Raw genomic sequence first — 26037 nt, forward strand, 5'->3', positions numbered from 1 at the left:
ATACAGGGCTAAGTAAATCCTTGTTTATTGGGTTTTTTTGCTCATAAAAGCAATTAAGTCCGTGAAGGTCTTTCCGTAGGCCGTCATCTCGGCATCCATTTGTTGCGGGCCGCCTACATCCAGTACGAGACCATTTGATTGGGCGAACTTTGCAAACTCCTCGCTTTTGCCAATCTTCAGTGCAGCGTTAACCAATTTGTCCAGTACGTCTTTGGGGAGCCCTTTGGGTGCGACGACGCCGTAGTCAGCTGGTAGGGTTACGTTGTATCCGGCTTGAACCACTGACTGCGCTTCGGGAAACATGAAGTACTTGTCTTTTGAAAATGCGGCGAGAACCCGCACAGTGCCAGCTTGCACATGGGCTTTGACCGTTGGGGCATAACCACTGGTTGCTTCAACGCGACCACCAAGCAGTGCGATAAGTGCCTCACCACCACCGCCCGTAAAGGGCACGGTTGCAATTCGAATATTGGCGACCTTGTTGAGCTCTTGGATAACTAAATCCGGTGCAGTGCGATACCCAGAGACAGCGACTCGTATTTTTCCTGGGTTTTGACGAGCAGCTTCAATAAAATCTTCGAACGATTTGTAGGGAGAGTCTGCCTTGACCGTGATGATCGCTGGAAGTTTTACGAGCGTTACGATTGATTGGTAGTCAGCGGGGGATTTCCACGTAAGAGCCTTGTTGACAAGAGGCTGGTAGGCGAGAGCGCTGTTTGATGAAAGCCCGATTGTGTAGCCGTCAGGTTTAGAGCGAATCACTTGCCCGACACCCACGGTGGCCGAGCCACCAGGTTTGTTTTCCACATTGACAGAGGCCTTGAGTTCTTTTTCAAGCTGGCTCGCGATTTGTCGTGAAATCGGGTCTGTTGATCCGCCAGGTGCGTAAGGAACGATAAAGGTGATGTCGCGCGATGGATAGTCTTGCGCGATGACCTGTCCCGTTGAAAAAAATATCGATCCAGCCAAAGTCGCGCGGATGAGAAAAGAAAAGGCTTTCATGGGTCTGCTCCGTCATGTTGTTATATGCATACTAGTATGCCTAAGAAAAGTCGCTCTTGCTAGCTCTGCAGATATCGTTACTATCCAAATAGACAATCTATAAGAGGAAAGATCTCGTTCATGACTACTCCCGCAAGCGATAAGATTGCGACGTTTATCACGTCGTTTAAAAGTGCCAATGTCACATCTGACCAGTACCACGTAGCCGCGCGCGCCTTGTTTGATACGGTGGTCTGTGCCTTGGCCGGTGCGCGCGAGCCTGCTTCAAGGCTCGTTGTTGAATATGCCCGCGGCCAGGGACCATCAGGAGGTGCCCGGGTTTGGACAACCGGAGAGCAGCTCCCAATTGAGCTCGCCGCGCTAGTAAACGGAACAATGGGGCATGCGCTGGATTATGACGATGTGTCTTCTCCATTGCGGGGGCATCCGAGTGTTGCAATGTTTCCTGCATTATTGGCTCTTGGTGAGACGATTAATGCCGAGGGAAAAGAGGTTCTTGACGCGTATGTTGTTGGTTTTGAGGTTTGTCTGCGACTTGCGCGCGCAATGGTCGATGACCACTACGCGAAGGGCTGGCACTCCACCTCTTCGATTGCGAGCCTTGGTGCAGTCGCTGCCTGCGCGCGGTTGCTTCATCTGCCTCATGGGCAGTGTGTCAATGCGCTCGGTATCGCTGTCGCACAGATCGCTGGATCGCGGCAAAATTTCGGCACAATGTCCAAGCCGTTTCAGGCAGGGCAGGCTAATGCACTTGCGTTGCGCTCGATCGGTCTAGCTAGACTTGGCTTTGATTCATCGCCTCACGCGCTCGATGGCGACCAAGGGTACAGCGCTCTTTACGCCGACGGAGCGGACCTGTGCGCGCAAATGGATCAGCTTGGAAGCCTGCCATTTGAAATTGAGACCGGCGGTATAGAAATAAAAAAATATCCGCTTTGCTACGCTACTCACCGCACGCTGGACGGTTTGATGGATTTGCTGGCGGAGTATCCTGGCCTTTCTTTGTCAGAAGTCGATCGTGTTGAAGTGCTGACAAATTTCCGTGCGACGGTGCCGCTTATTTACGATTGCCCACAGACAGGGCTTGAGGGAAAGTTCAGTATGCAGTACGCCGTGACGGCGGCTCTTTTAGACAAAAAAGTGGGTCTTAGTAGTTTTGACGATCAGGCCGTACTACGTCCAGAGGTCCAGGCCTTTCTCTCTCGCGTGTCAGTGCGCGAGGCAGAGCCACCAATGTTCCCGCGCTGGGCGCAACTACGCATCACCTTGCGAGATGGGAAGGTATTGGTCAAACGTATCGATCAGCTGCGCGGAAGCAAAGAACTCCCGCTGTCAGACGAGGAGCTCGTTGCTAAGGGCGTCGATTGCTGTGCCTACGGACAACCCGCCGTCGACGCAGCCGCCTTGGCTCGTGCATGCTTTAGCTTGCCCACGCAAAAACTATCATCCGTATTTGCAGCCCTTACGCCAAAGCCTTAAGTGAGGGGATAAGTTAGTACGTTTTTGGAGGCAGGCCTTGAATTAATTCTGTCGTACCAAGCCTCTATTCTTGGGCGTGATTTTCTTTCGAGGGGCAAGCCATACCAGCGATGGATTTCGCAAGCCATTGGAATATCCGCCATCGTTAGCTTGGTTCCGCCGACATATTCGTTCTGTGTCAGATGGTGTTCAAAACGATCGAGCAAAATATTTGTGGACGCAATCGACGCCTCAATTTTTTGGGAGTCTTGTTCTGGACCGGGTATTCGGATGAGTTGCCAGAAAGCATCCCGTCCCGAAGGGCTAAATGTCGTTTGTTGCCAATCCATCCATCGCTCTGCATTAAAACGCGCTTGTAGCTCGGCAGGGTATAAATCTCCCATCGAGTGCTTTGCGCAAAGATATCGAACAACGACATTTGACTCCCAAAGGGTGAAATCACCATCGACCAGTGTCGGTACGACTGAGTTCGGGTTCATCGCTAGATACTCAGGTGTCTTAGTCAGCCCAAACGTCCCACCAGCATCGATACGCTGATACGGTATGCCAAGCTCCTCTGCAGCCCAGACCGCCTTGCGGACGTTAATAGATGTGATTCTGCCCCAAATGGTGAGCATAGGTTTTTCTCCGTATTTTTATTCAGATTGAATGAAGTCAATAACCACTTCATATTGCGTCAAAGATAAGGTAATGCGGTCGCCGTGATCGGTCCATTGAATGCCAGCATTCTTGTCCACGGCCTGGATGATGAACTCGCGCACCTGACAAAGATCGCGTGCGAAGAGCGCCATTGCACCAAAAAAACTCTTGCGACCTTTTCCGGAGCAGGCATGCGTCCCATAAAGTGCTCGATACTCATTTTCGGTGACGAACACGAGTTCAAAGTCTTGACAGGTGACGCGGCTCTCGCCGTGTTGGCCTCTGCGCACGAAGGCATTAGCCAATGCAGCGTAGCGTTTTGCTTGGGCGCGGGGCTTTGGGTCAACGATTAAGATCGCCGCAATGGCATGACTGGTGTTGGGATGGCTTTGCCACTCCGGACGCCAAACAAGTTCTGGCGTTAAGTGCTGGCAGTAATAGAGCCTGCCTGCCTCAAACTGTCCTGGTTGTAGTCGGGTCGTCTTGAACTTGGCGTCCTTCACCTTTCCTGCTAGCTCGACCGGACGCCCAAAAGTTTGAACCTCTGTCAGCGCAAAGCCTTGCGTCTTGATTGCCTGGTACGTCTTTGAGGCGTTCGCCGTTTTAAATACAAGTCCATCGAGGCCTTGAGGACTTTGCAGGATTTCTCGTCGGACCTTGACCGAATCGGTTGGCACGCCAACCAGCTCTAGATAGTCTGTATCGAACGTCATAAGATGGTTGATCGATCCAAGACTATGAAACCCTCGTGTAGTCAAATAGAAACCAAGGTGCTCAAATATCCGTTGCGCTCGATCCATGTCGTAATGGACATTGATTACCAGGTGATCAAGCGAGAGGTTTTGTGCAAGAGACATGGGTTTCAGAAAGAAAGAGTCGCAATAACGGGGGTATGGTCAGACGGCTGTTCGTTACCCCTTGGGCCCTTGTCTATGATGCAAGACTGACAGTGAGGCACCAAGGACTCGGACAGCAGCACGTGGTCAATGCGCACGCCGGCGTTTCGCTTAAAACTATTCATCCGATAGTCCCACCAGCTAAATGATTTGGGTGGTTGCTCAAAAAGTCGAAATGCATCGGTAAAGCCCAAGTCGACTAAGGCGGCAAGCGCAGCGCGCTCGGGGTCGGAAACCAGAACCTGTCCAACCCACTTTTCAGGATTGTGCACATCCTCGTCTTTAGGAGCCACGTTGTAGTCGCCAAGAACAGCAATGTGTCGGTGGGTCTGTTTCTCGACTTTTAACCACTGGGCAAAAGCTTTAAACCAATCGAGCTTGTAAACATACTTGTCGCTATCGAGGGACTGTCCGTTTGGACAGTAGGCGCTAATGACGCGTATGGACTCCTGACCAAAGGGCAAAGTAGTGGCGATTACGCGCTGTTGCGGATCATCATAGCCTGGGATGTTTCTCGTTTCATTGAGGCCTTGTGCCCTCGAAATCACGGCAACTCCGTTATATGTTTTTTGGCCTGCCCAAGAAGCGTGGTAGCCGATTTCTTTAAACGCCTGTAAGGGGAACTTGTCATGATCAAGCTTGAGTTCTTGCAGGCACAATGCATCGACAGGATTTTGCGCAAGCCACGCAAGCACTTGAGGGAGTCGTACTTTAAGAGAATTAACGTTCCATGTAGCAAGCTGCATCGCCATACCTTTTAAGCCTTCAGCCAAGAACGCTGATTCTAAACCGCAATGCCACCGATATACTCTTTTGGAATTCGCTTGACATTGCACAGCAGCTCGTAGGAAATCGTGCCAGCGGCTTTCGCAATCTGGTTGACGTCAATTTGTTTACCCCATAATTCGACCTTGCTGCCGATGCCTGCGCTGAGGAGCGGGGTTAGGTCGACGGTGATCATGTCCATTGATACCCGCCCAATGATTCTCGTGACTTCTCCGTCAACCGAGACAGGCGTGCCGCTTGGCGCGACTCGCGGGTAGCCATCGGCATAACCGATAGCGACTAGGCCCACGCGCGTCCTTGCTTGCGTGACAAATTTTTCTCCGTACCCAATCGGCTCGCCTGCTTCGAGCCAGCGCTCGGCAAATACTTCGCTTTGTAAGGTCATGACAGGAGTCAAACGATCGATCGGATGAGGCAGGGGGTCGGCACCGTAGAGCAAAATACCTAGACGCGCCCAGTCTCGTGAGGCTTGAGGCCATGCCATCACCGCTCCGGAGTTACTGAGACTGCGTGCGCCAGGCAGGCCACGGGTCGCTTCTTCGAAGGCCTTGATCTGTCTGAGAGTTGTTTGTTTGTCGGGTTCGTCTGACGAGGCGAAGTGTGACATGAGTGTGACGGAGGCAACAGCCGGACATTCGGTTAGACGCTTGTGTGCCGCTTGTACGTCTTCAAGCGCAAAGCCTGCCCGGTGCATCCCACTATCCACTTTGAGCCATACATGTAAAGAGTTTGCTTCAAAGCTTGCAGTTTCTAGATCCTGAAGCTGACTGTCTTGGTGGATCACCACCCAGAGCGATTGCTGTTGAGCCTGCCGAAGTTCCGCGAGATTAAAACAACCCTCCAAAACGAGAACGGGGTTTGTGATGCCTGCGTTTCGGAGCTCGATTGCTTCTGCACAGAATGCGACGGCAAAGCCATCAGCAATGTCGGCTAAAGCAGTCGCGCAGGCGACTGCGCCATGACCATACGCGTTGGCTTTTACGACGGCAAGGGCATTACCTTGTTGTTGCGAACGCCCCCAAAGATAGTTTGCTCTAAGGGCTGTTAGGTCAATCGTTGCTTTGGTAGGACGCGTCATGCTTAGGACTGAGCAAAAATGATCTGCAATGATATCAGGCTGGAACGCTGGTGGCTTTGATAGGGTGGTCACTCGCGGTGCGGAGATAGCGGCTGAGACTTAGCCCATCTGTGCTGATCTCAGGGCGTTTGCCGGTGACCTGATCCGCTACGAGTTTTCCCGAACCACAGGCCATCGTCCATCCGAGTGTTCCGTGACCGGTGTTTAAGTAAAGGTTACTAATCGAAGTGGGCCCAATAATTGGCGTGCTATCCGGCGTCATCGGTCGCAACCCAGTCCAAAAACTTGCTTGTGTGAGATCGCCCCCCGGGAACAGATCGGTCACCACCTTTTCAAGCGTTTCCCTGCGTTGTGGGTTTAGTCCTAAATCAAAACCTCCGAGTTCGGCCATTCCCCCAACGCGTATTCGATTATCGAAACGCGTGACGGCGACTTTGTAGGTTTCGTCCAATACCGTAGATTGCGGGGCTAGCGTTTCATCGATCAGAGGAATTGTTAAGGAGTAGCCTTTCACAGGGTAGACGGGAATGTTCAGTCCGAGGTCGGAAAGGACGCTTCGCGAGTAGCTACCAAGCGCTACTACGTACCGATCAGCTCGGTATGTTTGCATGCCTGAGCGAACCCCAACCATCGATCCGTTGGCATGCAAGATTTCCTCAATCGCCGTGTCGTAGATGAACTCGACCCCAAGGTTTTGTGCCATGTGTGCGAGTTTGGTTGTGAACATGTGGCAATCGCCGGTCTCATCGCTTGGTAAGCGTAAGCCTCCGGCTAAGGGCGTATGCGCAAAGGCAAGGGCGGGTTCGGCTGACTTGAGCTCTGTCGCCGACAGCAGCTCGTAGGGTACGCCTAGTTCTTTGAGTACGTCGATATCGCGTCCGACGGCATCCATTTGTGCTTGCGTCCGGAACAGCTGCAAAGTCCCGCGTGTGCGCTGCTCGTAGGCGATTCCTGTTTCCAGTCGCAGTGTGTCTAAACAATGTCTGCTGTATTCCGCAACTCGCATCATGCGTTCTTTATTGATCGCATACCGCTGTGCGTTACATTGACCTAACATGCTGGCCATCCATTTGAGCTGCCAGAGGCTCCCGTCCAGACGAATCGCGAGTGGGGCGTGACGCTGAAACATCCACTTCAAGGCCTTAAACGGGATGCCCGGGGCAGCCCAAGGTGTGGAGTAGCCAGGGGACACTTGTCCGGCATTCGCAAAACTTGTTTCGTTTGCGACGCTTGGCTGACGATCGATAACCGTAACCTGTACACCTGCGTTGGCCAAGTAGTAGGCAGTGGTTGTTCCGATGACTCCGGCGCCTAAAACGATTACTTTCATGGGATAAGTACACTCAACCAGTGGAAAGTTAAAGTTTAAGACTAGTCTGTCAGTGGTTTCTTATGTTTTTTTGACCTTCATTTTGAGTATTCACTATATTTGTTGCTTTTTGAGCATCTTTTCAGAGAAAACTGCAAAATCAGGTACTTAACAGCAAAATCCACCAAGTTTTTGTTTGACTCTGTCAACCTTCGCCACTACACTCAAGTGGCAAGATTCTCAAGCGACGCGGTTTTTGTACCTAGGCTGTCGCCCTTAGTGGTAATCAGTGGTGTCTATCCCTTCCTTGATCATCTAGCACGTTGGGCGTTTTTGCCCGTTTTTTTATCTATCAAGGAAGTTTGAAATGGCAACTGGTGTCGTGAAGTGGTTCAATGCTGAAAAAGGTTATGGTTTTATCATGCCTGATGGCGGCGGCAAGGATTTGTTCGCTCACTATTCAGAAATTCGCTCGAGCGGTTACAAGACTCTCGAAGAAAACCAGAAAGTCAGCTTTGAAATCGGTCAGGGCGCCAAAGGCCCAAGCGCAACCAATATTCAAGTGCTGTAATTCTTAACCGGCTGGTTTGCTTAGTGCAAGCCATCGGTACTGAAAGCCCTGTGTCGCGAGAGTGATGCAGGGTTTTTTTAATTCATTCACCTGCGAGTATGTATGTCTAGTGTGCAAGAACTTATTTCCCGTCGCTCTCAGAAGCTTGTGCAAGCGCCAGGTCCGAGTGCAGAGCAGATCGATACTTTGCTCCGGGCTGCGGTGTGCGCCCCTGATCACTCAGCATTGCGCGCTTGGCGCTTCGCGTTGATTTATCGCGAGCACATCGATGCCTTTGCTGATTTGGCGATCGCAGCAACGCGTCGCTCAGGGCGCGAGGTCACTGCGCAAAAAGAGCAGAACACACGTAAGTGGCTTTCGACCGTGCCGCTGCTGATTGGGATGGCCTACAAAATATCCCACAATAATGAGAAGGTGCCTGAAATCGAACAGACACTATCGATGGGCGCAGCTGCAATGAACATTCAGAACGCAGCACACATGATGGGATTCTCTAGCTACTGGAGCACTGGCCTAGGCAGCTATACCGATGAGGTACCCGAGGCTCTCGGCTTTGACCCACTGGATTATCGCTTTGTTGGCTTTTTGGCAGTTGGTACGCCGATCAGTCTGCCATCGCCTGCCCAACGTCCTGCTCCCGAGACGCTCACGACAGTCTGGAAGCCGGCTTCTGCTGGTTAGCGAAGTTTGAGTTGTTTAAGACGCAGAGCGTTCGCCACGACAAAAACGCTGGAGCACGCCATAGCGGCCGCAGCAAAGGCTGGTGATAATTGGATTCCGAAAGTCGGGTACAACACGCCTGCAGCAATTGGAACCAAGGCAACGTTGTAGGCGAAGGCCCAAAACAAATTTTGATGGATGTTTTTCAGAGTTGCATGCGATAGCGTTATCGCATTGATGAGTCCGTTGAGATTATCAGAAATGAGCACCACGCTCGCGGATTCGATTGCTATGTCCGTACCTGTTCCAATAGCAATTCCGACATCGGCTGTGGCCAAGGCAGGTGCATCGTTGATGCCATCGCCAACGTAGGCTACGACTTGCCCAGCTTTTTGCATTCGTTGCAGGCGCTCAACTTTACCGACTGGTAATACATTAGCGTGGACCTCGTCGATGCCCAGGGTATCTGCGACTGCGCGCGCCGTCAGAGGATGATCGCCGGTGATCATGACTGTGTGAATGCCAGCTGATTTAATCGACTGTATCGCAAACTTCGCGGTTGGCTTGATGGGATCAGACAAGGCTGCGACCGCTACGATCGTGCTATCAATCGCGATCAGGATTGGTGTTTTAGCTAACAGCCCCCAATCTGTCATACGCTGCTGTTGATCCACTGTTTCAAGTCCTTGTTCGTTCATGTATTGCGATGTGCCGGCTGACACCCAGCGTCCTGCAACAAGGGCCTTCGCTCCCGCACCGGTCTGCGCTTCAAACTCCTGTGCCAAGGGAATGTTTAAAGAGCGTTCGTTGGCAGCCTGTACGAATGCACGCGCGATCGGGTGTTCCGAATGGGACTGCATCGCTGCAGTCCAACTCAGCACGGTCTCAAGGGAAAATGTTGGGTCAATAATTTCTAGGTCAGTGACTTGAGGTTTGCCGGCTGTCAAGGTTCCTGTCTTATCGAACGCGATTACTGTGACGTCCCGTAGTCGCTGAAGAGCATCACCGTGCCGAAAGAGGATGCCCGCTTGCGCTGCGCGTCCGGTACCCACCATCACAGAAGTCGGTGTAGCAAGGCCCATCGCGCAGGGACACGCGATAATTAGGACTGCAACAGCAGAAATAAGTGCATGAGAAAATCGAGGATCTGGTCCGATAAGATACCAAATCAAAAAAGTTGAGAGTGCACATAAGAGGATTGCTGGTACAAACCAAGCGGTAATTTGATCGACAACTGCTTGGATGGGTAGCTTTGCGCCCTGTGCGGTTTGAACCATGCGCACAATTTGCGCCAGCACGGTGTTTCGACCCGTATGTGTGGCCTGAAACGTAAAGCTGCGCGTCGTGTTCAGGGTGCCGCCTGTCACCGCGTCTCCGGGGTGTTTCTCGGATGCGACAGGTTCGCCTGTGATCATCGATTCGTCGATGTACGGCGTCCCTTGCGTGATGACTCCGTCCGTGGGTAGGCGTTCGCCCGGACGAACGAGTAGATAGTCTCCTGGCTTAATGACCTCTATTGCAACCTCTACGATTTCATTATCACCCTTGACGAAGTGTGCCGTGTGTGGCTGAAGTCCAATGAGATGTTGCACCGCATCCCCCGTACGACCTTTCGCTCGCGCCTCAAGCCAGCGACCAAGAATAATCAACGTAATAATCACCGCTGCAGCTTCAAAGTAAACAAAGCGCGCATTCTCGGGCAGCCAATTCGGTGCGATCAGTGCGGCTAAGGAATAGAGCCACGCACTGCCAGCGCCTAACGCGACAAGGGAGTTCATATCCGGAACGCGGTGCCATAGTGCCGGTAGGCCTTTGCGAAAAAACACACGCCCTGGTCCAAACATGACGAGGGACGTCAAGACTGCTTGCAAGGTCCAACTGAATTGCAGGCCAAGAGTGTCATGGATGAGCTGGTGTACCTGTTTCGAGGCATGGGATCCCATTTCAAGCAAGAAGACCGGCACAGTTAAGCCAAGCGAAATAAACAAGTTGGTTTGCAAGTGCTGTTGTTCGACGGCTCGTTGTTGAACCAAGCTATCGTCATCCTGCGTGTCGTCGGTAATTTCAGTAGCGGGGTAGCCAGCATGACTCGCTGCAGCAATTGCGTGCGTGACGATAGCGGCGGGGTCAGCGGGTTGCTCGGCAAAAGTTAAGGTTGCGCGCTGTGTTGCCAAATTTACTTGAGCCCTAGCGACACCAGGGACAGCGCAAAGCGCTTTCTCGACACGCAAGACACAAGAGGCACAGGTCATATCCTCGATATGTAGATCAACCGAGGCTACAAAACGTTCGTTGTTGATCAATTTATGAGCCATAATAAGTCGAGCATACCGAATGGAACTGTCATGATAAAACTTAATGTCCCCGAGATGTCGTGTAATCATTGCGTCAAATCAATTACAGCTGCAATTCTGGGCAAATACGATTCAGCAAACGTCGTTTGCGATCTCAGTCATAGAACCGTTGAGGTAAAGAATGGACCCAACGCGTCAGAACTGCAAGCGATCCTCAACGAGGCAGGTTACAGTTCAACGCTTAGTTTGGTCGAGTAGCTGTTTTAGGTCCGAAACGACTGTATCGATTTTCTCAGTATCTGAGGCAAGAAGTCGGGCGCGTCCAAATCGATCAAATATGAATACGCCTCGGCTATGCGTGATGTCATACACATCAGCACTGTCACCCGGTTTAGGCTTTTCTATTTGGTAGGCAATACGGTAGCGTCGCGCGAGGTCAGCAACTTGCTTCTCGTTGCCGGTCAAGCCAATAGCGCTAGTACTAAATGCTTTGACATAGGCTTGCAGCACGTCAGGGGTGTCACGATGTGGATCAACGCTGACAAAAACAATTTTTACGTCTTTGGCGCGATCTCCTAGCTTGTTCACGACTTCGGTAAGCTGTGCCATGGTTGTCGGACAGATGTCTGGGCAACTTGCATAGCCGAAAAACATTAGCACAGTCTGACCAGTGAAATCCTTTTCGGTCATTGTTTGATTGCCTGCGGCTTGTAGCGAAAACCGGAGATCAGGTAGATGTCCGCTCACATCGTATAACGACCATTTTATGTTTGAGTCTGAGCAAGCGGAGAGCGCAAGCACAACCATCGTGGCACACGCTAGTACACCTCGCCTTAAGATGGTCAGCAACACAGTCAACGCGATCTTCCTAGGGTTGGGATGGGGCTTGGATGGGCGTCATGCCGTGATGTCGCAACAGTGCATCGAGCTTCGGTTCGCGCCCTCTAAAACTCCGAAAGGACTCCGCCGCAGGCCGTGCGCCACCTACCGCTAAGATTTCACGCCGAAAGCGTAAACCCGTCTCAGTGTCGAGTGTGCTGGCTCTGGCCTGCCTATGCGAAGCTGAGTTACTTGCAGCCTCTTCAAAGGCTTCGTATGCGTCAGAGGACAGAACCTCTGCCCACTTGTAACTGTAGTAGCCAGCGCCGTAGCCGCCTGCAAAGAGGTGAGAAAAACTATGGGGAAATCTGTGCCACGCGGGAGGTATAAGAACCGCTACCTCTTGGCGTACCGCTGAAAGCTGCGACATGACGTCTGCGATCGACACACCTTGGAGCTGCCGATGAATCAGAATATCAAACAATGAGAACTCGACTTGACGGACAGTCTGCATACCGCTTTGAAAGTTTTTCGCCGCTAACATCTTGTCGTAAAGCGGTCGCGGTAGGGGTGCGCCCGTATCGACATGGGCAGTCAAGCTTTGCAAAACAGTCCAATCCCAGCAAAAATTCTCCATGAACTGAGAAGGTAGTTCGATGGCATCCCATTCAACGCTTGAAAAAGCCGACACGCCGAGTTCGTCAACTTCAGAAAGCAGGGCATGTAATGCGTGGCCCGCTTCGTGAAATAGAGTGATGACATCGTCGTGGGTCAGTAACGCAGGACGTCCACCGTTCGGCCCTGCAAAGTTACACGTTAGGTAAATGATGGGGAGACGTACTTCATTGTCTACACGATGTCTGCTGCGCTCGCTGTCCACCCATGCTCCACCTTGTTTGCCAGAACGCGCATGCAGATCGATCATTAGGTAGCCAAGGGTTCGGCCTTCAAGCGTCTTGACTGCATAGCCGCTTACTTCGGGGCACCACCCACTTACAGGGTACTCAACGAGCTCGACCTGAAAAAGGGTGTTGATGACCTCAAAAAGACCTTTCAGAACCCGCGGCTCGGTAAAGTACTGTTTGACTTCATCTTCTGAGTAGTCATAGCGTGCCTCACGTAAGCGCTCCGATACAAAGGCGATATCCCAGGGTTGCAAGTCCGTCAGGTTAAGGGATGTGTGAGCAAACTCTGTGAGCTCGGCTAAATCCTGTTTCGCGAATGGTTTGGCTTTCTCGGTCAGTTGCCTCAAGAAGTCGATCACCTCTTGAGCGCCTTTGGCCATCCTGGTTTGCAAACGTAACTCGGCGTAATGTTTAAACCCTAGGAGCCCAGCTTCTTGAGCCCGCAGCGCGAGAGACTCCTCGATTAAGGTCGAGTTATCAAATGCTTTATCACCTTGTTCGGAGGCACGGGTGGCGTAAGCATGGTAGAGCGTTCGACGCAGCTCGCGATCTTGTGCGTACTGCATCACGGGTAAGTAGCAGGGCATTTTTAAATTCAATGTCCATGCCTGCTTAATTGGATCTTTGATCGCGCTGAGCACGTCAGCCGGCACGCCCGACAGGCGGCCGACATCATGAATCACAAGGCTCCAGGCGTCCGTTGCATCCAATACATTCTCTGAAAACTTTTGCGAAACTTGAGCTTGCTTGTCTGAGTTGGTCGCATACGCTTCTCGGGACTCGCCTTTGAGTTCGACGCCGCTGAGCTTGAAGTCGCGTAGTGACAGCGCTACCACGCGCTGCCTTTGTGGAGATAGTTGAGAAAACTCGGCACTGTCTCTTAGCTGTCTATATTTCGTATACAAGCCAGTATGCAGGCCAACCCAAGTTGAGTATTCACTAATAGCCGGCAGCATGGCGTTATAGGCAGCGCGCAACTCCGGCGTGTTGACGACTGCATTCAAATGACCTGCAACAGACCATGCACGCCAGAGTGGCTCGCTTGCACTGTCAACAGCATCCACCACTAGTTGCCAGGTCGCAGGACGATCATCCTGCGAGGCAAGCTCAACCGCAGCCCGCGCTTTAGCGAGCAAGGTGGGTATTGCTTGTTCGATATGCTCCGGACGCACCGCGGCATAGTCGACAAACTGTTGGATTGGAATAAGTAATGGGTTCATGGTGTTATGCCGGATGCGTTGGAGCGCTCGGCCGCCTCGATAGTGTTGACGAGCAGCATGGCGATGGTCATGGGACCGACGCCCCCGGGAACAGGTGTAATGGCGCCTGCGACTTGGCTCACCGAGGCGTAATCCACGTCACCGCAAAGCTTTCCGTCTGCCGTACGGTTAATCCCCACATCAATCACAATTGCGCCAGGTTTAATCATGTCACCGGTGACCATCCCAGGTTTCCCAGTGGCCACGACAACAATGTCAGCATGACGTGTGTGCCAGGCGAGATCGCGCGTCTTAGAGTTGCAAATAGTCACTGTGGCACCAGCCGCTTGCAGCAGCATTGCCATCGGTTTGCCCACAATATTGCTGGCACCGACCACTACGGCTACTGCACCACGCAAGACGACCTGCTCAGACTCAAGTATTTTCATCACACCGTATGGCGTGCAGGGTCGAAAGAGGGGCGTGCCGGTCATTAAGAGCCCAGCATTACTGATATGAAACCCATCGACGTCCTTCTCGGCGGCGATTGCTTCGATCACGCGATGCGCGTCAATATGCTTCGGCAGAGGCAGCTGAACTAATATACCGTGGATGGTTTTGTCAGCATTAAGGGTTCTGATTCGACTGAGTAGGGCGTCTTCGGTCAAGTCCGCAGGATACTGTTCGAGGACTGAGTGCAAACCGGCTTTTTCGCAGGCGGCAACCTTATTACGCACGTACACCTGTGAGGCGGCATCGCTGCCGACTAATACGACTGCTAAGCCCGGTTTGACTCCCTGCCTAGTGAGTACCGCAGCACGCTCAGCGACTTGTTCGCGAATGCTTGCGGCAAGTTTGACACCGTCAATGACCTTAGCTGTCATGTGTGCGCCTCAGGCTTTGCCAACGCAACTTTCATCAAGTCTGCGACGGTTGTGACCTGGAGTTTTTCCATGATGTTTGCACGATGCGCTTCTACTGTCTTAATACTAATGCCTAAGTCATCGGCTATTTGCTTATTAAGTCGCCCGGCCACAATGCGTTCTAAGACTTGTTGTTCGCGAGCGGTCAGACGACCTAACATCGCCTCATGTTCGCGCTGGGCCTTGGCTTGCGTTAGACGCTGGTTCGCTTGTTCAAACATACGCGCCACAATTTCGCGTAAGTCGGTCTCGTCAAAAGGCTTCTCTAAAAAGTCGATCGCGCCCTTTTTGATTGTCGAGACAGCCATCGGGACATCACCGTGACCGGTAATGAAAACGATCGGCATCGACGACTTACGCGCGATGAGCTGTTCCTGAAGTTCGAGTCCACTCATGCCAGGCATGCGCACATCTACTATCAACACGCCAGCAGTTTTCTCATCAAAGGCGGTAAGAAAGCTTTCGGCGCTTGAGAACGCACTAACGTGGTAGCCGTTCGCTTCAAGCAACCAGCGCAGTGAGTCTCGCACCGCCTCGTCATCGTCAACGATAAATACAGTGCTTGCGACGTTTGGGGTGTTCATACTGGCAACTCCTCTGACTGATGGCTGTGCTCTGCTTCTAGGTTAGAAGCGCACGGTAGTGTAAAGCGAAAAATAGTTCCGCCTACTGGGTTGTTTGTGGCCCAGAGGCGCCCGTGATGCGATTCAATGATGGTTCGGCAAATATTCAAACCCATGCCGAGTCCTTCAGATTTTGTGCTGAAAAAAGGTTCAAACAGCCGCTCGGGCTCTGCCAGGCCGTGGCCTCGGTCTTTCACGGCTACTTCTATTTGATTATCGTGTAACGAAACATCGAGTTCTAGAGTGTTCAGACCGGCTTGATCCATCGACTCAAGACCGTTTTTCAACAAGTTCAGCAATACCTGCTCAATTAGAATTGGATCTGCGTAGACATCCGGTAGCTGGTCCGGAATATGACGGACAATCTCAACTTGCCTTTTTCTTGCATGGATTTCTGCCAGACTGATCGCGTTATCGACGATCGTTTGGATGGGTACGTTCTGCCTGCGAGGCTCGCTGCGTTTGACAAAATCGCGGATGCGACTAATGATCTTTCCTGCGCGTTGCGCTTGCGCAGCCGCCTTTTCCAGGGCGGGAAGCAAGGTCGCCATATCAGTATGTCCAGCCTTCACCATAGCGACCGCGCCCATACTGTAGTTAGCAATCGCCGTAAGCGGTTGGTTCAGTTCATGGGCCAAGGATGATGCCATCTCTCCCATTGTTGTTAGCCGGCTAGTTATCTGGATTTTTTCTTGCTGCACGCGTGAGGCTTCTTCGTGTTTGCGACGCTCGGTGATGTCGCGCGCGACTTGGAGGCGTACACGGCGTCCATCTGTCCAGGCCAACATTCGATGTTGAACTTCGAACCACTTCTGCACGGACTCCGAAAAGACTTCGACGGACTCATCGGTATAACGACCCCGACGACCAGCAAGCATCTCTTCGTGCCCTTGTGTTTGTGATCCGAAGAGTCGCCGGTAGGTGCGATTGGCAAATAGTAGCTCGACGCCGTCATTGGTGTCCGCTGTGACGGAAATCGCGTCATCTAGACCTTCAAGCACAGTCATGAAACGCTCATGCGCCGCAGTGAGCGCCTCGCGGATACGCTTAGGCTCGGTGATATCGGTCATGGAGGTCATCCAGCCAATTTGAGTACCCTTTGGATCGAGTAACGGGGAAACATACATCCGCGCACTAAAGCGTGAACCATCTCGGCGCTGTGCCTCAATTTCTACCCCAGTGCTTGGGGCCTTTCCCGACAACACACTATCGAGAACCTGTTGCTGGCTATCGTGTTGGCCTGGCACCCAGTACGGGAAAGGCGGCATGCGTCCGATAAGATCAGCCTCGTTCCAACCGATCATTCGGCAGAAGGCGGGGTTCACATAAGCAATTCGACCTTCTAAATCAAGCACCCGCATCCCGGTCGACATGGAGTTTTCCATCGCTCGACGAAAGCCTGTCTCTGTAATGAGTGCGGCTTCGGCTTTCGATCGGTAGTGCGTATAACGCCACAGCATGAGCAAGGCAAAAACGATAACCACTGATAGCCCGATCACCACCCAGATTAAGCGCTGTTGACGCATTTCCTGATCGATCGTGATGAACATGACGCTGCCGTCATGTAGGCGCTGAAGCCAAAAAAATGCGCTCATCACACAGGCGTACAAGACCAATACGAGCATGGGCGTGAGCCAATACCATCGTCGTCGCCTGAGACGCGCTTGGTCTTGAAACGGAGTTGAAACAACCGACTTAGGAGAGTTGGACATTCGGGTTATCCATATTAGGGTTGTATTTTAGTCGGAGCTGAGCAACGAAATATTTCTTAAATTTCATAATACGAAAATACATACCGCTTGATGAAATTTTAGTTGCTCTGAGTTCAACTTCTACCTAGAATGCCAAAAATACGCAAAACAAAGTAGGCTTTCACAATACAAGCCCTACCTAATCAGGAGATGGTCATGGCACCACAAGCTGCCGCATTACAAGCTGCGAACGATGAAGACTCGCTCGAGACCCAAGAGTGGCTCGACGCTTTAGCTGCGGTTCTTGATCGTGAGGGTCCAGACCGCGCACATTATCTCTTAGAGCGGCTAACCGATTTAGCGCGTCGATCGGGTGCACACATTCCTTTTTCACCAAACACGGCGTACCTCAATACGATTCCTGCGGCGCTCGAGCCGGCGCATCCTGGCAATCAAGAGCTTGAGTCACGTATCCGACACTACATCCGTTGGAATGCGATGGCGATGGTTGTAAAAGCCAACAAGCATAATCCACCAGACGGTGGGGACTTAGGTGGACACATCGCCTCGTTCGCATCACTGGCGACGATGATCGGTTGCGGACAGAATCATTTTTGGCACGCAGACACGCCCGAGCGTGGAGGCGATCTTGTGTACTTTCAAGGGCACTCATCTCCGGGTGTATACGGACGCGCCTACCTCGAGGGCCGGCTGACCGAAGACCAATTGAATAATTTTAGGCAAGAGGTGGGTGGCAAGGGGCTTTCTTCTTATCCCCATCCTAAATTGATGCCTGAGTTCTGGCAGTTCCCAACGGTGTCGATGGGTCTTGGCCCACTCATGGCCATTTACCAAGCCAGGTTCTTGAAGTACCTGCATGCAAGAGGAATTGCCGATACGAGCCAACGAAAGGTGTGGGTGTTTTGCGGGGACGGCGAAATGGATGAGCCTGAGTCGCTTGGGGCTATTAGTCTAGCCTCGCGTGAGAAGCTGGATAACTTAATCTTTGTGATCAATTGCAATCTGCAGAGGCTGGATGGTCCTGTTCGTGGTAACGGCAAAATTATCCAAGAGCTTGAGGGTGATTTCCGCGGCAGCGGCTGGAATGTGATCAAGATGATTTGGGGTGGTTACTGGGATCCGCTATTGGCGAGCGACAAGGAAGGTATCCTGCGCAAGATCATGGATGATACCGTCGATGGCGAGTACCAAGCATACAAAGCGAACGATGGAAAATTTGTTCGTGAGCACTTTTTCGGTAAGCATCCCAAATTGCTCGAGATGGTGTCACGCATGAGTGATGATGATGTCTGGCGCTTGAATCGCGGCGGCCATGATCCCCACAAAGTGTATGCGGCATTCTCTGCCGCCACTAAGCACAAAGGGCAGCCCACTGTCATCCTTGCCAAGACCATTAAAGGCTACGGTGTAGGCCATCTCGTTCAAGCCAAGAATCCTTCGCACCAGCAAAAGAAACTTGATACGGAAACGATCCGCGAGTTCCGCGATCGCTACAACATCCCGATTCCGGATAGTAAGCTGGAAGAAGTTCCTTATTACAAGCCAGCAGAAGATGCGCCTGAAATGTTGTACCTGCATGAGCGGCGCAAGGCGCTTGGTGGCTATTTGCCAAAACGCCGCGTCAAGTCCGACGAAAAGCTCACAGCACCCGCGTTAGAGGTCTTTAGGCCTGTCTTAGAGCCAACCGCTGAAGGTAGGGAGATATCCACGACACAAGCCTTTGTGCGTGTGCTGAATCAGGTGTTGCGTGATAAGGACATCGGACCGCGTGTCGTGCCCATTCTCGCAGATGAGTCCCGTACTTTTGGCATGGAGGGATTGTTTCGCCAAATCGGCATTTATGCGCCTGAGGGGCAAAAATACATTCCGGTCGATAAAGACCAAGTCATGTACTACCGCGAAGCAGCCGACGGACAGCTGCTTCAAGAAGGCATTAACGAAGCAGGCGCTTTTAGCTCGTGGATTGCGGCTGCTACCTCCTATTCGACTAACAATCGAATCATGGTGCCGTTTTATATCTATTACTCGATGTTTGGCTTTCAACGCGTGGGTGACTTAGCTTGGGCCGCTGGTGACATGCAAGCCAGAGGCTTCTTGCTAGGGGGCACTGCTGGGCGTACGACGCTGAATGGTGAAGGCTTGCAGCATGAAGACGGTCATAGCCATATCTTTTCGGCCACGATTCCGAATTGCGTTTCTTATGATCCAACCTTTGCGCACGAGCTTGCCGTGATCATTCAGCACGGTCTTAAGCGCATGGTAGAAGATCAGGAAAACGTTTTCTACTACCTGACGGTAATGAACGAGAACTACCCTCAGCCTGGTCTAACCAAAGGTGACGAGGAGGGCATCATTCGAGGGATGTACCGTCTCAAGAAGGGCGGCAAGAATAAAGTGCGTGCGCAGTTGCTTGGCTCAGGCACGATCTTGCGTGAAGTCATGGCCGCGGCGGAGCTTCTCGAGGCCGATTGGAATATTTCCGCGGACATCTGGAGCGTGACGAGCTTTACTGAGCTGCGTCGCGAAGGGTTGGATTGCGAGCGCCACAATATGCTTCATCCCACTGGCAAGGCACACGTTCCTTACGTGACCAGCGCGTTGGACAAAACGGATGGTCCGATCATCGCCTCGACCGACTACATGAAGATGTTCGCCGATCAGATTAGACCGTTTGTTCCAAATGGTCGCCACTATCGCGTGCTAGGGACAGATGGCTTTGGACGATCAGATTTCCGCTATCGCCTGCGTGAGCATTTCGAGGTCAATCGTCATTTCGTTGTGCTTGCGACATTGCGCGCTTTGGCTGACGAGGGCAAAGTGCCGGTTGCTCAGGTGGCTGCCGCCATCAAGAAGTACGGTATTGATCCTAACAAAGCCAACCCACAATACGCTTGATAGAGAGACCCAATATGAGTAACACAGCCCCTATTCAGGTACCGGACATTGGTGACTTCGATACCGTTGAAGTCATCGAAGTTCTGGTCAAAGTCGGTGACGCCGTCAAAGCCGAGCAAAGCTTAATTACCGTTGAGTCAGACAAGGCTTCGATGGAGATCCCTTCTTCTCACAGCGGTGTCGTGAAGTCGATCAATGTAAAGGTCGGTGACAAGGTTAAACAGGGCAGCGTAGTTGTGCACCTCGAGCTAGGAGCGGCTAGCGCAGCGGCAGCCCCTGCGGCTGCGACAGCAGTGCCAACGCCAGTTCCATCGGCTGTGGCTACCGCTGCTCCCGAAGCACCACCTCCCGTTCCTGCCGCGGCGCTGAGTCTGCCCACAGCAATTCCAGCCTCGGCTGCAGGCAAGCTTGAAGTGCCCGTGTCCACAGGCGGGTTGCCGCACGCGTCACCGTCGGTTCGTAAGTTTGCGAGAGAACTAGGTGTCGACTTAGGGCTGGTAAAGGGTAGTGGTCCGAAAAGCCGTATTACACAAGAAGATGTACAAGTTTTCGTAAAAGCGGCGTTGGCTGGAAAAGGAACCGCAACCGGTTCTAGTGCATCGCTTGGAGGTGGCTTAGAGTTATTGCCTTGGCCTAAAGTTGACTTCACGAAGTTCGGTGCGGTGACGGCTCAGCCACTGTCACGAATCAAGAAGATTTCTGGCGCAAATCTGCACCGTAACTGGGTCATGATTCCTCATGTCACAAATAATGACGAAGCGAATATCACTGAGCTTGAAAGCCTACGCATCACACTGAACAAAGAGAACGAGAAGTCGGGTGTCAAAGTGACAATGTTGGCTTTCCTGATTAAAGCTTGCGTCGCCGCACTCAAGAAATTTCCCGAGTTCAATGCGTCAATCGATGGCGATCAGTTGATGCTGAAACAGTATTACCACATAGGTTTTGCGGCGGATACGCCGAATGGACTGGTCGTTCCTGTCATTCGCGACGCAGACAAAAAGGGCATCATTGAACTCGCGCAGGAAAGCAGCGACTTGGCGAAGAAGGCTCGAGATGGCAAGCTTGCACCTGCTGAAATGCAAGGGGGTTGTTTTTCTATTTCGTCGCTTGGCGGAATCGGAGGAACGCACTTCACGCCGATCATCAACGCGCCGGAGCTTGCTATTTTGGGTGTGTCGCGTTCATTTATGAAGCCTGTCTGGGATGGTAAGCAGTTTGGACCCCAACTGACATTGCCTTTGTCGTTGTCTTATGACCACCGTGTCATCGATGGTGCTGCTGCTGCTCGCTTTAATGCCTATCTGTGCAGCCTGTTGGCGGATTTCCGTCGTGTCGCACTTTAAGGAAAGACGATGAGCGATTCAATCAATATCGCAGTGCCGGATATCGGTGATTTTGACACCGTGGAAGTTATCGAACTGCTGGTGAAAGTGGGTGACACCGTGCGGATCGATCAGGGGTTGATAACCGTCGAGTCGGATAAGGCTTCGATGGAGATTCCTTCGTCCCATGCTGGTGTTATCACCAACATCCTGGCGAAGGTAGGCGATAAGGTCAAGCAAGGCACAGTCATCGCACAGGTAGTGGCCGCCAGTGCATCACCTGCAACCTCAGTGGCGTCGGCAGTGGTTGCTGCAGCGCCGGCTGCGAGTGCGGTCGAACCAAAGCAGGCACCAGCAGCCGTTGCGAGTGCCTCGACGCATGGAGCAGCAGTTTTTGGTGGGGCGGTCGATCACGAGTGCGACCTCGTTGTACTGGGTGCTGGTCCAGGAGGGTACTCAGCGGCTTTCCGTGCAGCAGATCTTGGGCTTAAAGTCATCCTGATTGAGCGCTACTCAACGCTGGGCGGTGTTTGTTTGAACGTCGGATGCATTCCATCGAAAGCACTGTTGCACACGGCAGCGGTGCTCGAAGAGGCTCAGGCGCTTTCTGCACATGGAATTACGTTCGGTGCACCAAAGATCGACCTCGACAAGCTTCGCGCATTTAAAGATGGCGTGATCGGGAAGCTGACCGGCGGTCTAGCTGGCATGGCTCGCGCACGCAAAGTGACTGTTTTGCAAGGGAGCGGTAGTTTCGTTGGCGCAAATCATCTGAATATACTGTCGGATGCAGGGACTTCTGTGGTGAAGTTTTCTCAGGCGATCATTGCTGCGGGCAGTCAGTCAGTGAAGCTTCCGTTTTTGCCTGACGATGATCGTATCGTTGACTCCACCGGTGCACTATTGTTGCGCAGTATTCCAAAGCGAATGTTGATCATCGGTGGTGGCATTATTGGTCTTGAAATGGGCACGGTTTACTCCGCGCTGGGTGCACGCCTTGATGTGGTGGAGATGCAAGACGGGTTGATGCAAGGCGCTGATCGAGACTTGGTCAAAGTATGGCAAAAGCTCAATAGCCCTCGGTTTGACAATATTATGATGGGAACACGCACGGTCTCAGCCGAGGCGAAGAAGGATGGCATTTACGTTAAGTTCGAGGGTGCGAATGCCCCGGCGGAACCGCAGCGTTACGACTTAGTGTTACAGGCTGTCGGGCGCACACCTAACGGTAAGAAAGTCGCAGCAGAGAAGGCGGGTGTGCTCGTTACGGACCGGGGCTTCATTGAGGTCGATCGTCAGATGCGGACAAATGTTCCGCATATTTTTGCTATTGGGGATATTGTTGGTCAGCCGATGCTTGCCCATAAGGCTGTGCACGAAGGGCATGTCGCTGCTGAGGTCGCTGCTGGTCAGAAGAGCTTCTTTGATGCCCGTGTGATTCCTTCGGTTGCCTATACGGATCCTGAAGTAGCGTGGGTCGGGTTGACCGAGGAGCAGGCAGCACAGCAGGGTATTGCGGTGACGAAAGGTTTATTCCCTTGGGCGGCATCGGGACGTGCTATCGCTAATGGTCGCGATGAAGGCTTCACTAAGCTGTTGTTTGATGCAACGTCCCACAAGATTTTGGGCGGAGGAATTGTTGGCACACACGCCGGAGATTTGATTAGCGAAGTAGCCTTGGCGATCGAGATGGGTGCTGATGCCGTAGATATTGGCAAAACGATCCATCCTCATCCTACTCTTGGAGAGTCTGTCGGCCTGGCGGCTGAGGCCGCACATGGACATTGCACAGACTTACCCCCCGTGCGCAAGCGTTAGTTTCTTGCGCACGCCGCCGTGGCACTTAGAGGTCTCTGTTTAAAGTGCCACGGTTGAGAACCAAGGTACGGCGGCAATCGCAATTAGACCGACCAGTAACGCTGCAATATACGGCCAGATCGCGCCCATGACCTCGTCTGGCGAGGTATTACCAATCCGGCAAGCGACATAAAAGCCCACGCCGATCGGCGGCATCATGAGCCCGATATTCATGGCTGTTACCACCACCATTGAGTAGTGGATGTCATGAATGCCCAATTTCTTAGCGATAGGGAACATGATCGGTGCCAGAATCAATATCGCTGGCAAACCTTCTAGCAGACATCCTAGGATCAAGAAGACGAGAATCGTGACGATCATGAATCCCATTACCCCGCCTGGTAGGGTTGTGAGGAATTGAGACAGGCTTTGCACTGCACCGCTTTGGGTAATCGCCCATGCCATTGCGGAAGCCGTTCCAAGAATCAAAAGTATTGCGCCACTCAGTGCCGCGGTTTCAACAAGCATGCTGTATACCTTGCGCCAGCCGATGCCACCGTAAAGCACTTGTCCGATGATCATGGCGTAGAGCACCGCGATTGTTGAGACTTCGGTCGCAGTGGCTACCCCACCGCCAACTGCGCTACGGATTAGGAAAGGAAGTACCAAGGCTGGGGCGGCGATCATCAAAGCACGGCCGATAACGGACCAGCTTGCACGTCGGACATTCTCCATGATTTCATGTCGTGCCTTCCACCGAGCTAACAAGGCCAGCGCCACAAGCAGAACAGCTGCAATGACGACTCCGCTTTGAAATAAACCGGCAATCGATACGCCAGCAACCGATCCCAACACAATCAAGACGATGCTCGGGGGCACGGTGTCAGCCATCGCGGCACCGGTCGCGAGTAGTGCAATCATTTCTTTAGGCTTGTGACCTCGCCGTTTCATTTCCGGAAATAGTGCAGGTGCAATCGTGGCCATGTCAGAGACTTTGGAGCCGGAGATGCCGGAGACAATAAATAACGAGCCGAGCAGCACATAGGACATGCCAGCCTTAATGTGCCCAAGCAATGAGGCAAGAAAGTCAACGATGGCCTTTCCCATCCCGGTCGCATCCAAGACACAGCCCAGCAAGACGAAAATTGGGACTGAGACCAGGATTAAGCTTGACATGCCTTCGTCCATTCGTCCGATAACCACCATCAGTGGAACGGTTGTCGTGAAGCCTAGGTAGCTCAGAGCACCGAGACCAAAACAAAACGCGATCGGGACTCCCGCGACTAGGCAAAGTGCTACCAGCACGACCAGAAAGATCATGATGTTGTAGAGGCCCAGACTTGTCAGAAAATCAGAGCCAAGCCAGCAGGCGCAGGCTGCCACCGCGACGACGATGCTTGCTGCCAACAAGTTGGCCTTGGTCACCGTGTGGCTGGCATAGACAACAAGCACGCCTAGCATCGCTAAAATTCCGAAGGCGAGTGCAGAGACGCGGAATGTATTGGGTAAGTCTAGTGCTGGCGTCTTCACAAACCACTCGTCCTCTGCGTAGATGATTGCCGGATGAACGAGCGCTAAGAGAAACGCCGCAATCGCAACCAGAGCAAGAGCGTGGACAAACCCTCTGACCCGTTCAGGCATCATCTCCAAAAACAGGGTTAGGCGTAGGTGCTCGTTACGATGCATTGCAATCGCAGTGCCCAGCATCGCAAGCCACAAAAAAGAGAGCGAAACGACTTCATCGATCCAGACGATCGGAAGGGAAAAAACATAGCGAGCCACCACACCCACCAGTAGCAACATCACGATAACAACCAAGAGTAACGCGCTTGCAAACTCGATCGGTTTGAGCAGGCGCGAGACAATGGGAAGGGGAGATGTGCTGATTACGGTCGACATGGCGATTCCGGCTTAGGTCATATAAAAAATCCGGACGCTGCACAAGGACAGACGCCCGGAGTTGTAGCAAACGGAGCAGAGAGGCTGTTCCGCTTGTGCGCTTGCCTTAGGACAGTTTGCCGCTCGACTTCTCGAGTAGTTCCCATGCCTCGGCGCCTAGTTTGCTTTTCCATTCCGAGTAGAAGCCACCAGCGCGCAAACGATCGCGGAAAGAGTCTGCTTTTGTCTGATTAAAGATCATGCCTTTTTCAGTTAAGCCCTTTTGCAATCCTGCGTTCATGGCTGCAACGTCAGCACGCTCTTTCATGCCAGCGGCGTTAATGTGACCGGCAACGATTGTGCGCATTTTTTCTGGCAGACGTTCCCAAGCGCGACGGTTTGCCAAGAACCAGAAGCCATCCCACATGTGGTTCGTGATCGAGCAGAATTTTTGTACTTCATTGAGCTTGGCCGTGTCGATAATCGCAAGAGGGTTCTCCTGGCCATCAACGATCTTGGTCTGCAAGGCGCTGTAGACCTCGTTGAAGTTAATTGAGGCGGGCGCTGAGTCGAACGCTTTGAACATTGAGGTCCAAAGTGGCGATACAGGCACGCGAATCTTGAAGCCCTTCAAGTCGTCTGCGGTTTGGATTGGCTTGGTCGACGAGGTGATTTGACGGAAACCGTTATCCCAGATCTTGTCCATTGCGACAAGGTTCGCTTTACCAATTTCTCTGCGAACATGTGCGCCTAAGTCGCCGTCTAGTGCCTTCCATACTGCGTCGTAGTTACTAAATGCGAAGCCAATACCGGTAATGGAGGATGCGGGAACAAGGGTCGCCAAAATCAAACCAGAAAGGGTGAAGAACTCGACGCCGCCGTTACGGACTTGGCTCAGCATATCGGTGTCTGAACCCAGTTGGCTGCTTGGGAAAATTCGAATTTCGACACGGCCTTGCGTATCTTTTTGAATTGCATCGGCCATTTCTTTGGCACGAATATTCATGGGGTGTGTCAAGGGCAAGTTATTCGCGTACTTATAGGAAAACTCAGCTTTGGACTGTGCCCAGACGCTGTTCAGCGGCGCGGCGAGGGTGATGACACCGGCGCCAGCGCCAGTCAGTAGGGTGCGTCTCGAAATGGACATTATTTGTCTCCAAGGTAAATAGATTACGTTGGTCATCATAGCAAGGATGTACTTAGCCTCATCCCTAAAATGCTGGTTAGAGAGCTAAAATGCGTGTTTT

General features: G+C 52.4%; 21 protein-coding genes. 7 read left to right on the forward strand and 14 right to left on the reverse strand.

Going from position 1 to position 26037, the window contains the following annotated elements:
- Nucleotides 1-24: 24 nt before the first annotated feature.
- Nucleotides 25-1002, reverse strand: coding sequence for a Bug family tripartite tricarboxylate transporter substrate binding protein (locus tag KZZ10_RS00355; RefSeq protein WP_259659506.1), 978 nt, complete (start codon nt 1000-1002; stop codon nt 25-27).
- A gap of 120 nt (nt 1003-1122) precedes the next feature.
- Here KZZ10_RS00355 and KZZ10_RS00360 point away from each other — a divergent pair, with 120 nt between their 5' ends.
- Nucleotides 1123-2481, forward strand: coding sequence for an MmgE/PrpD family protein (locus KZZ10_RS00360; protein WP_259659507.1), 1359 nt, complete (start codon nt 1123-1125; stop codon nt 2479-2481).
- Here KZZ10_RS00360 and KZZ10_RS00365 read toward each other — a convergent pair.
- From KZZ10_RS00365 to KZZ10_RS00385, 5 genes are read right to left on the reverse strand one after another with little or no spacing between them, the layout of a single operon-like run.
- Complete coding sequence (locus KZZ10_RS00365) at nt 2478-3098, reverse strand: glutathione S-transferase family protein (protein ID WP_259659508.1); 621 nt, start codon at nt 3096-3098, stop codon at nt 2478-2480. The genes KZZ10_RS00360 and KZZ10_RS00365 overlap by 4 nt on opposite strands.
- Before the next feature lie 18 nt (nt 3099-3116).
- Nucleotides 3117-3977 (reverse strand): VOC family protein, encoded by an 861-nt coding sequence (locus KZZ10_RS00370; protein ID WP_259659509.1) that lies wholly within the window; start codon nt 3975-3977, stop codon nt 3117-3119.
- Between the two features lie 5 nt (nt 3978-3982).
- Nucleotides 3983-4762 carry an exodeoxyribonuclease III gene (gene xth, locus KZZ10_RS00375; RefSeq protein ID WP_259659812.1) on the reverse strand — a complete coding sequence of 260 codons (780 nt, stop codon included), beginning with the start codon at nt 4760-4762 and terminating at the stop codon, nt 3983-3985.
- 38 nt (nt 4763-4800) lie between these two features.
- Nucleotides 4801-5880: an alanine racemase gene (gene alr, locus KZZ10_RS00380; RefSeq protein WP_259659510.1), complete on the reverse strand. Its 1080-nt coding sequence runs from the start codon at nt 5878-5880 to the stop codon at nt 4801-4803.
- A gap of 34 nt (nt 5881-5914) precedes the next feature.
- Entirely contained in the window at nt 5915-7210 is a 1296-nt protein-coding gene (locus KZZ10_RS00385; RefSeq protein WP_259659511.1) for a D-amino acid dehydrogenase, read from the reverse strand.
- Between the two features lie 346 nt (nt 7211-7556).
- Here KZZ10_RS00385 and KZZ10_RS00390 point away from each other — a divergent pair, with 346 nt between their 5' ends.
- Together KZZ10_RS00390 and KZZ10_RS00395 are read left to right on the forward strand one after the other, a co-directional pair.
- Nucleotides 7557-7760: a cold-shock protein gene (locus KZZ10_RS00390; RefSeq protein WP_028816786.1), complete on the forward strand. Its 204-nt coding sequence runs from the start codon at nt 7557-7559 to the stop codon at nt 7758-7760.
- 102 nt (nt 7761-7862) lie between these two features.
- Entirely contained in the window at nt 7863-8441 is a 579-nt protein-coding gene (locus KZZ10_RS00395; protein ID WP_259659512.1) for a nitroreductase family protein, read from the forward strand.
- Here the strand turns inward: KZZ10_RS00395 and KZZ10_RS00400 are convergent.
- Nucleotides 8438-10735, reverse strand: coding sequence for a heavy metal translocating P-type ATPase (locus tag KZZ10_RS00400; RefSeq protein ID WP_259659513.1), 2298 nt, complete (start codon nt 10733-10735; stop codon nt 8438-8440). The two genes, KZZ10_RS00395 and KZZ10_RS00400, sit on opposite strands and share 4 nt — an antisense overlap.
- Nucleotides 10736-10765: 30 nt before the next feature.
- On the opposite strand from KZZ10_RS00400, the gene KZZ10_RS15440 reads away from it, so the two are divergent.
- Complete coding sequence (locus tag KZZ10_RS15440; protein WP_375372516.1) at nt 10766-10972, forward strand: heavy-metal-associated domain-containing protein; 207 nt, start codon at nt 10766-10768, stop codon at nt 10970-10972.
- Here KZZ10_RS15440 and KZZ10_RS00405 read toward each other — a convergent pair.
- The 5 genes from KZZ10_RS00405 to KZZ10_RS00425 all read right to left on the reverse strand — a co-directional run bounded on the left by KZZ10_RS00405 (nt 10949) and on the right by KZZ10_RS00425 (nt 16895).
- On the reverse strand, nt 10949-11521 hold the full coding sequence (locus KZZ10_RS00405; RefSeq protein WP_259659813.1) for an SCO family protein: 573 nt from the start codon (nt 11519-11521) through the stop codon (nt 10949-10951). The two genes, KZZ10_RS15440 and KZZ10_RS00405, sit on opposite strands and share 24 nt — an antisense overlap.
- 61 nt (nt 11522-11582) lie before the next feature.
- Nucleotides 11583-13658 (reverse strand): M3 family metallopeptidase, encoded by a 2076-nt coding sequence (locus KZZ10_RS00410; RefSeq protein WP_259659514.1) that lies wholly within the window; start codon nt 13656-13658, stop codon nt 11583-11585.
- Nucleotides 13655-14521, reverse strand: a complete 867-nt coding sequence (gene folD, locus KZZ10_RS00415) for a bifunctional methylenetetrahydrofolate dehydrogenase/methenyltetrahydrofolate cyclohydrolase FolD (protein WP_259659515.1) — start codon at nt 14519-14521, stop codon at nt 13655-13657. The genes KZZ10_RS00410 and folD overlap by 4 nt, the downstream gene beginning before the upstream one ends.
- The gene (locus KZZ10_RS00420; protein WP_259659516.1) at nt 14518-15144 is read right to left on the reverse strand and encodes a response regulator transcription factor; all 627 of its coding nucleotides are present in this window, start codon (nt 15142-15144) and stop codon (nt 14518-14520) included. Before KZZ10_RS00420 ends, folD begins: the two co-directional genes overlap by 4 nt.
- On the reverse strand, nt 15141-16895 hold the full coding sequence (locus tag KZZ10_RS00425; protein ID WP_259659517.1) for a PAS domain-containing sensor histidine kinase: 1755 nt from the start codon (nt 16893-16895) through the stop codon (nt 15141-15143). The genes KZZ10_RS00420 and KZZ10_RS00425 overlap by 4 nt, the downstream gene beginning before the upstream one ends.
- A 189-nt stretch (nt 16896-17084) precedes the next feature.
- On the opposite strand from KZZ10_RS00425, the gene aceE reads away from it, so the two are divergent.
- Genes aceE through lpdA form a run of 3 tightly spaced genes read left to right on the forward strand, consistent with a single transcriptional unit; the run spans nt 17085 to nt 22933 of the window.
- On the forward strand, nt 17085-19790 hold the full coding sequence (aceE, locus tag KZZ10_RS00430) for a pyruvate dehydrogenase (acetyl-transferring), homodimeric type (protein WP_259659518.1): 2706 nt from the start codon (nt 17085-17087) through the stop codon (nt 19788-19790).
- Between the two features lie 14 nt (nt 19791-19804).
- The gene (aceF, locus tag KZZ10_RS00435) at nt 19805-21136 is read left to right on the forward strand and encodes a dihydrolipoyllysine-residue acetyltransferase (RefSeq protein WP_259659519.1); all 1332 of its coding nucleotides are present in this window, start codon (nt 19805-19807) and stop codon (nt 21134-21136) included.
- Nucleotides 21137-21145: 9 nt separating this feature from the next.
- Nucleotides 21146-22933, forward strand: a complete 1788-nt coding sequence (gene lpdA, locus KZZ10_RS00440) for a dihydrolipoyl dehydrogenase (RefSeq protein ID WP_259659520.1) — start codon at nt 21146-21148, stop codon at nt 22931-22933.
- A 39-nt stretch (nt 22934-22972) separates the two neighbouring features.
- Here lpdA and KZZ10_RS00445 read toward each other — a convergent pair whose 3' ends face one another.
- Both KZZ10_RS00445 and KZZ10_RS00450 read right to left on the reverse strand, forming a co-directional pair.
- Nucleotides 22973-24811: a TRAP transporter large permease gene (locus KZZ10_RS00445; protein WP_259659521.1), complete on the reverse strand. Its 1839-nt coding sequence runs from the start codon at nt 24809-24811 to the stop codon at nt 22973-22975.
- A 106-nt stretch (nt 24812-24917) separates the two neighbouring features.
- Complete coding sequence (locus KZZ10_RS00450) at nt 24918-25937, reverse strand: TRAP transporter substrate-binding protein (RefSeq protein WP_259659522.1); 1020 nt, start codon at nt 25935-25937, stop codon at nt 24918-24920.
- Between the last annotated feature and the right edge of the window lie 100 nt (nt 25938-26037).

Source organism: Zwartia hollandica (assembly GCF_019923725.1).
GTDB lineage: Bacteria > Pseudomonadota > Gammaproteobacteria > Burkholderiales > Burkholderiaceae_B > Zwartia > Zwartia hollandica.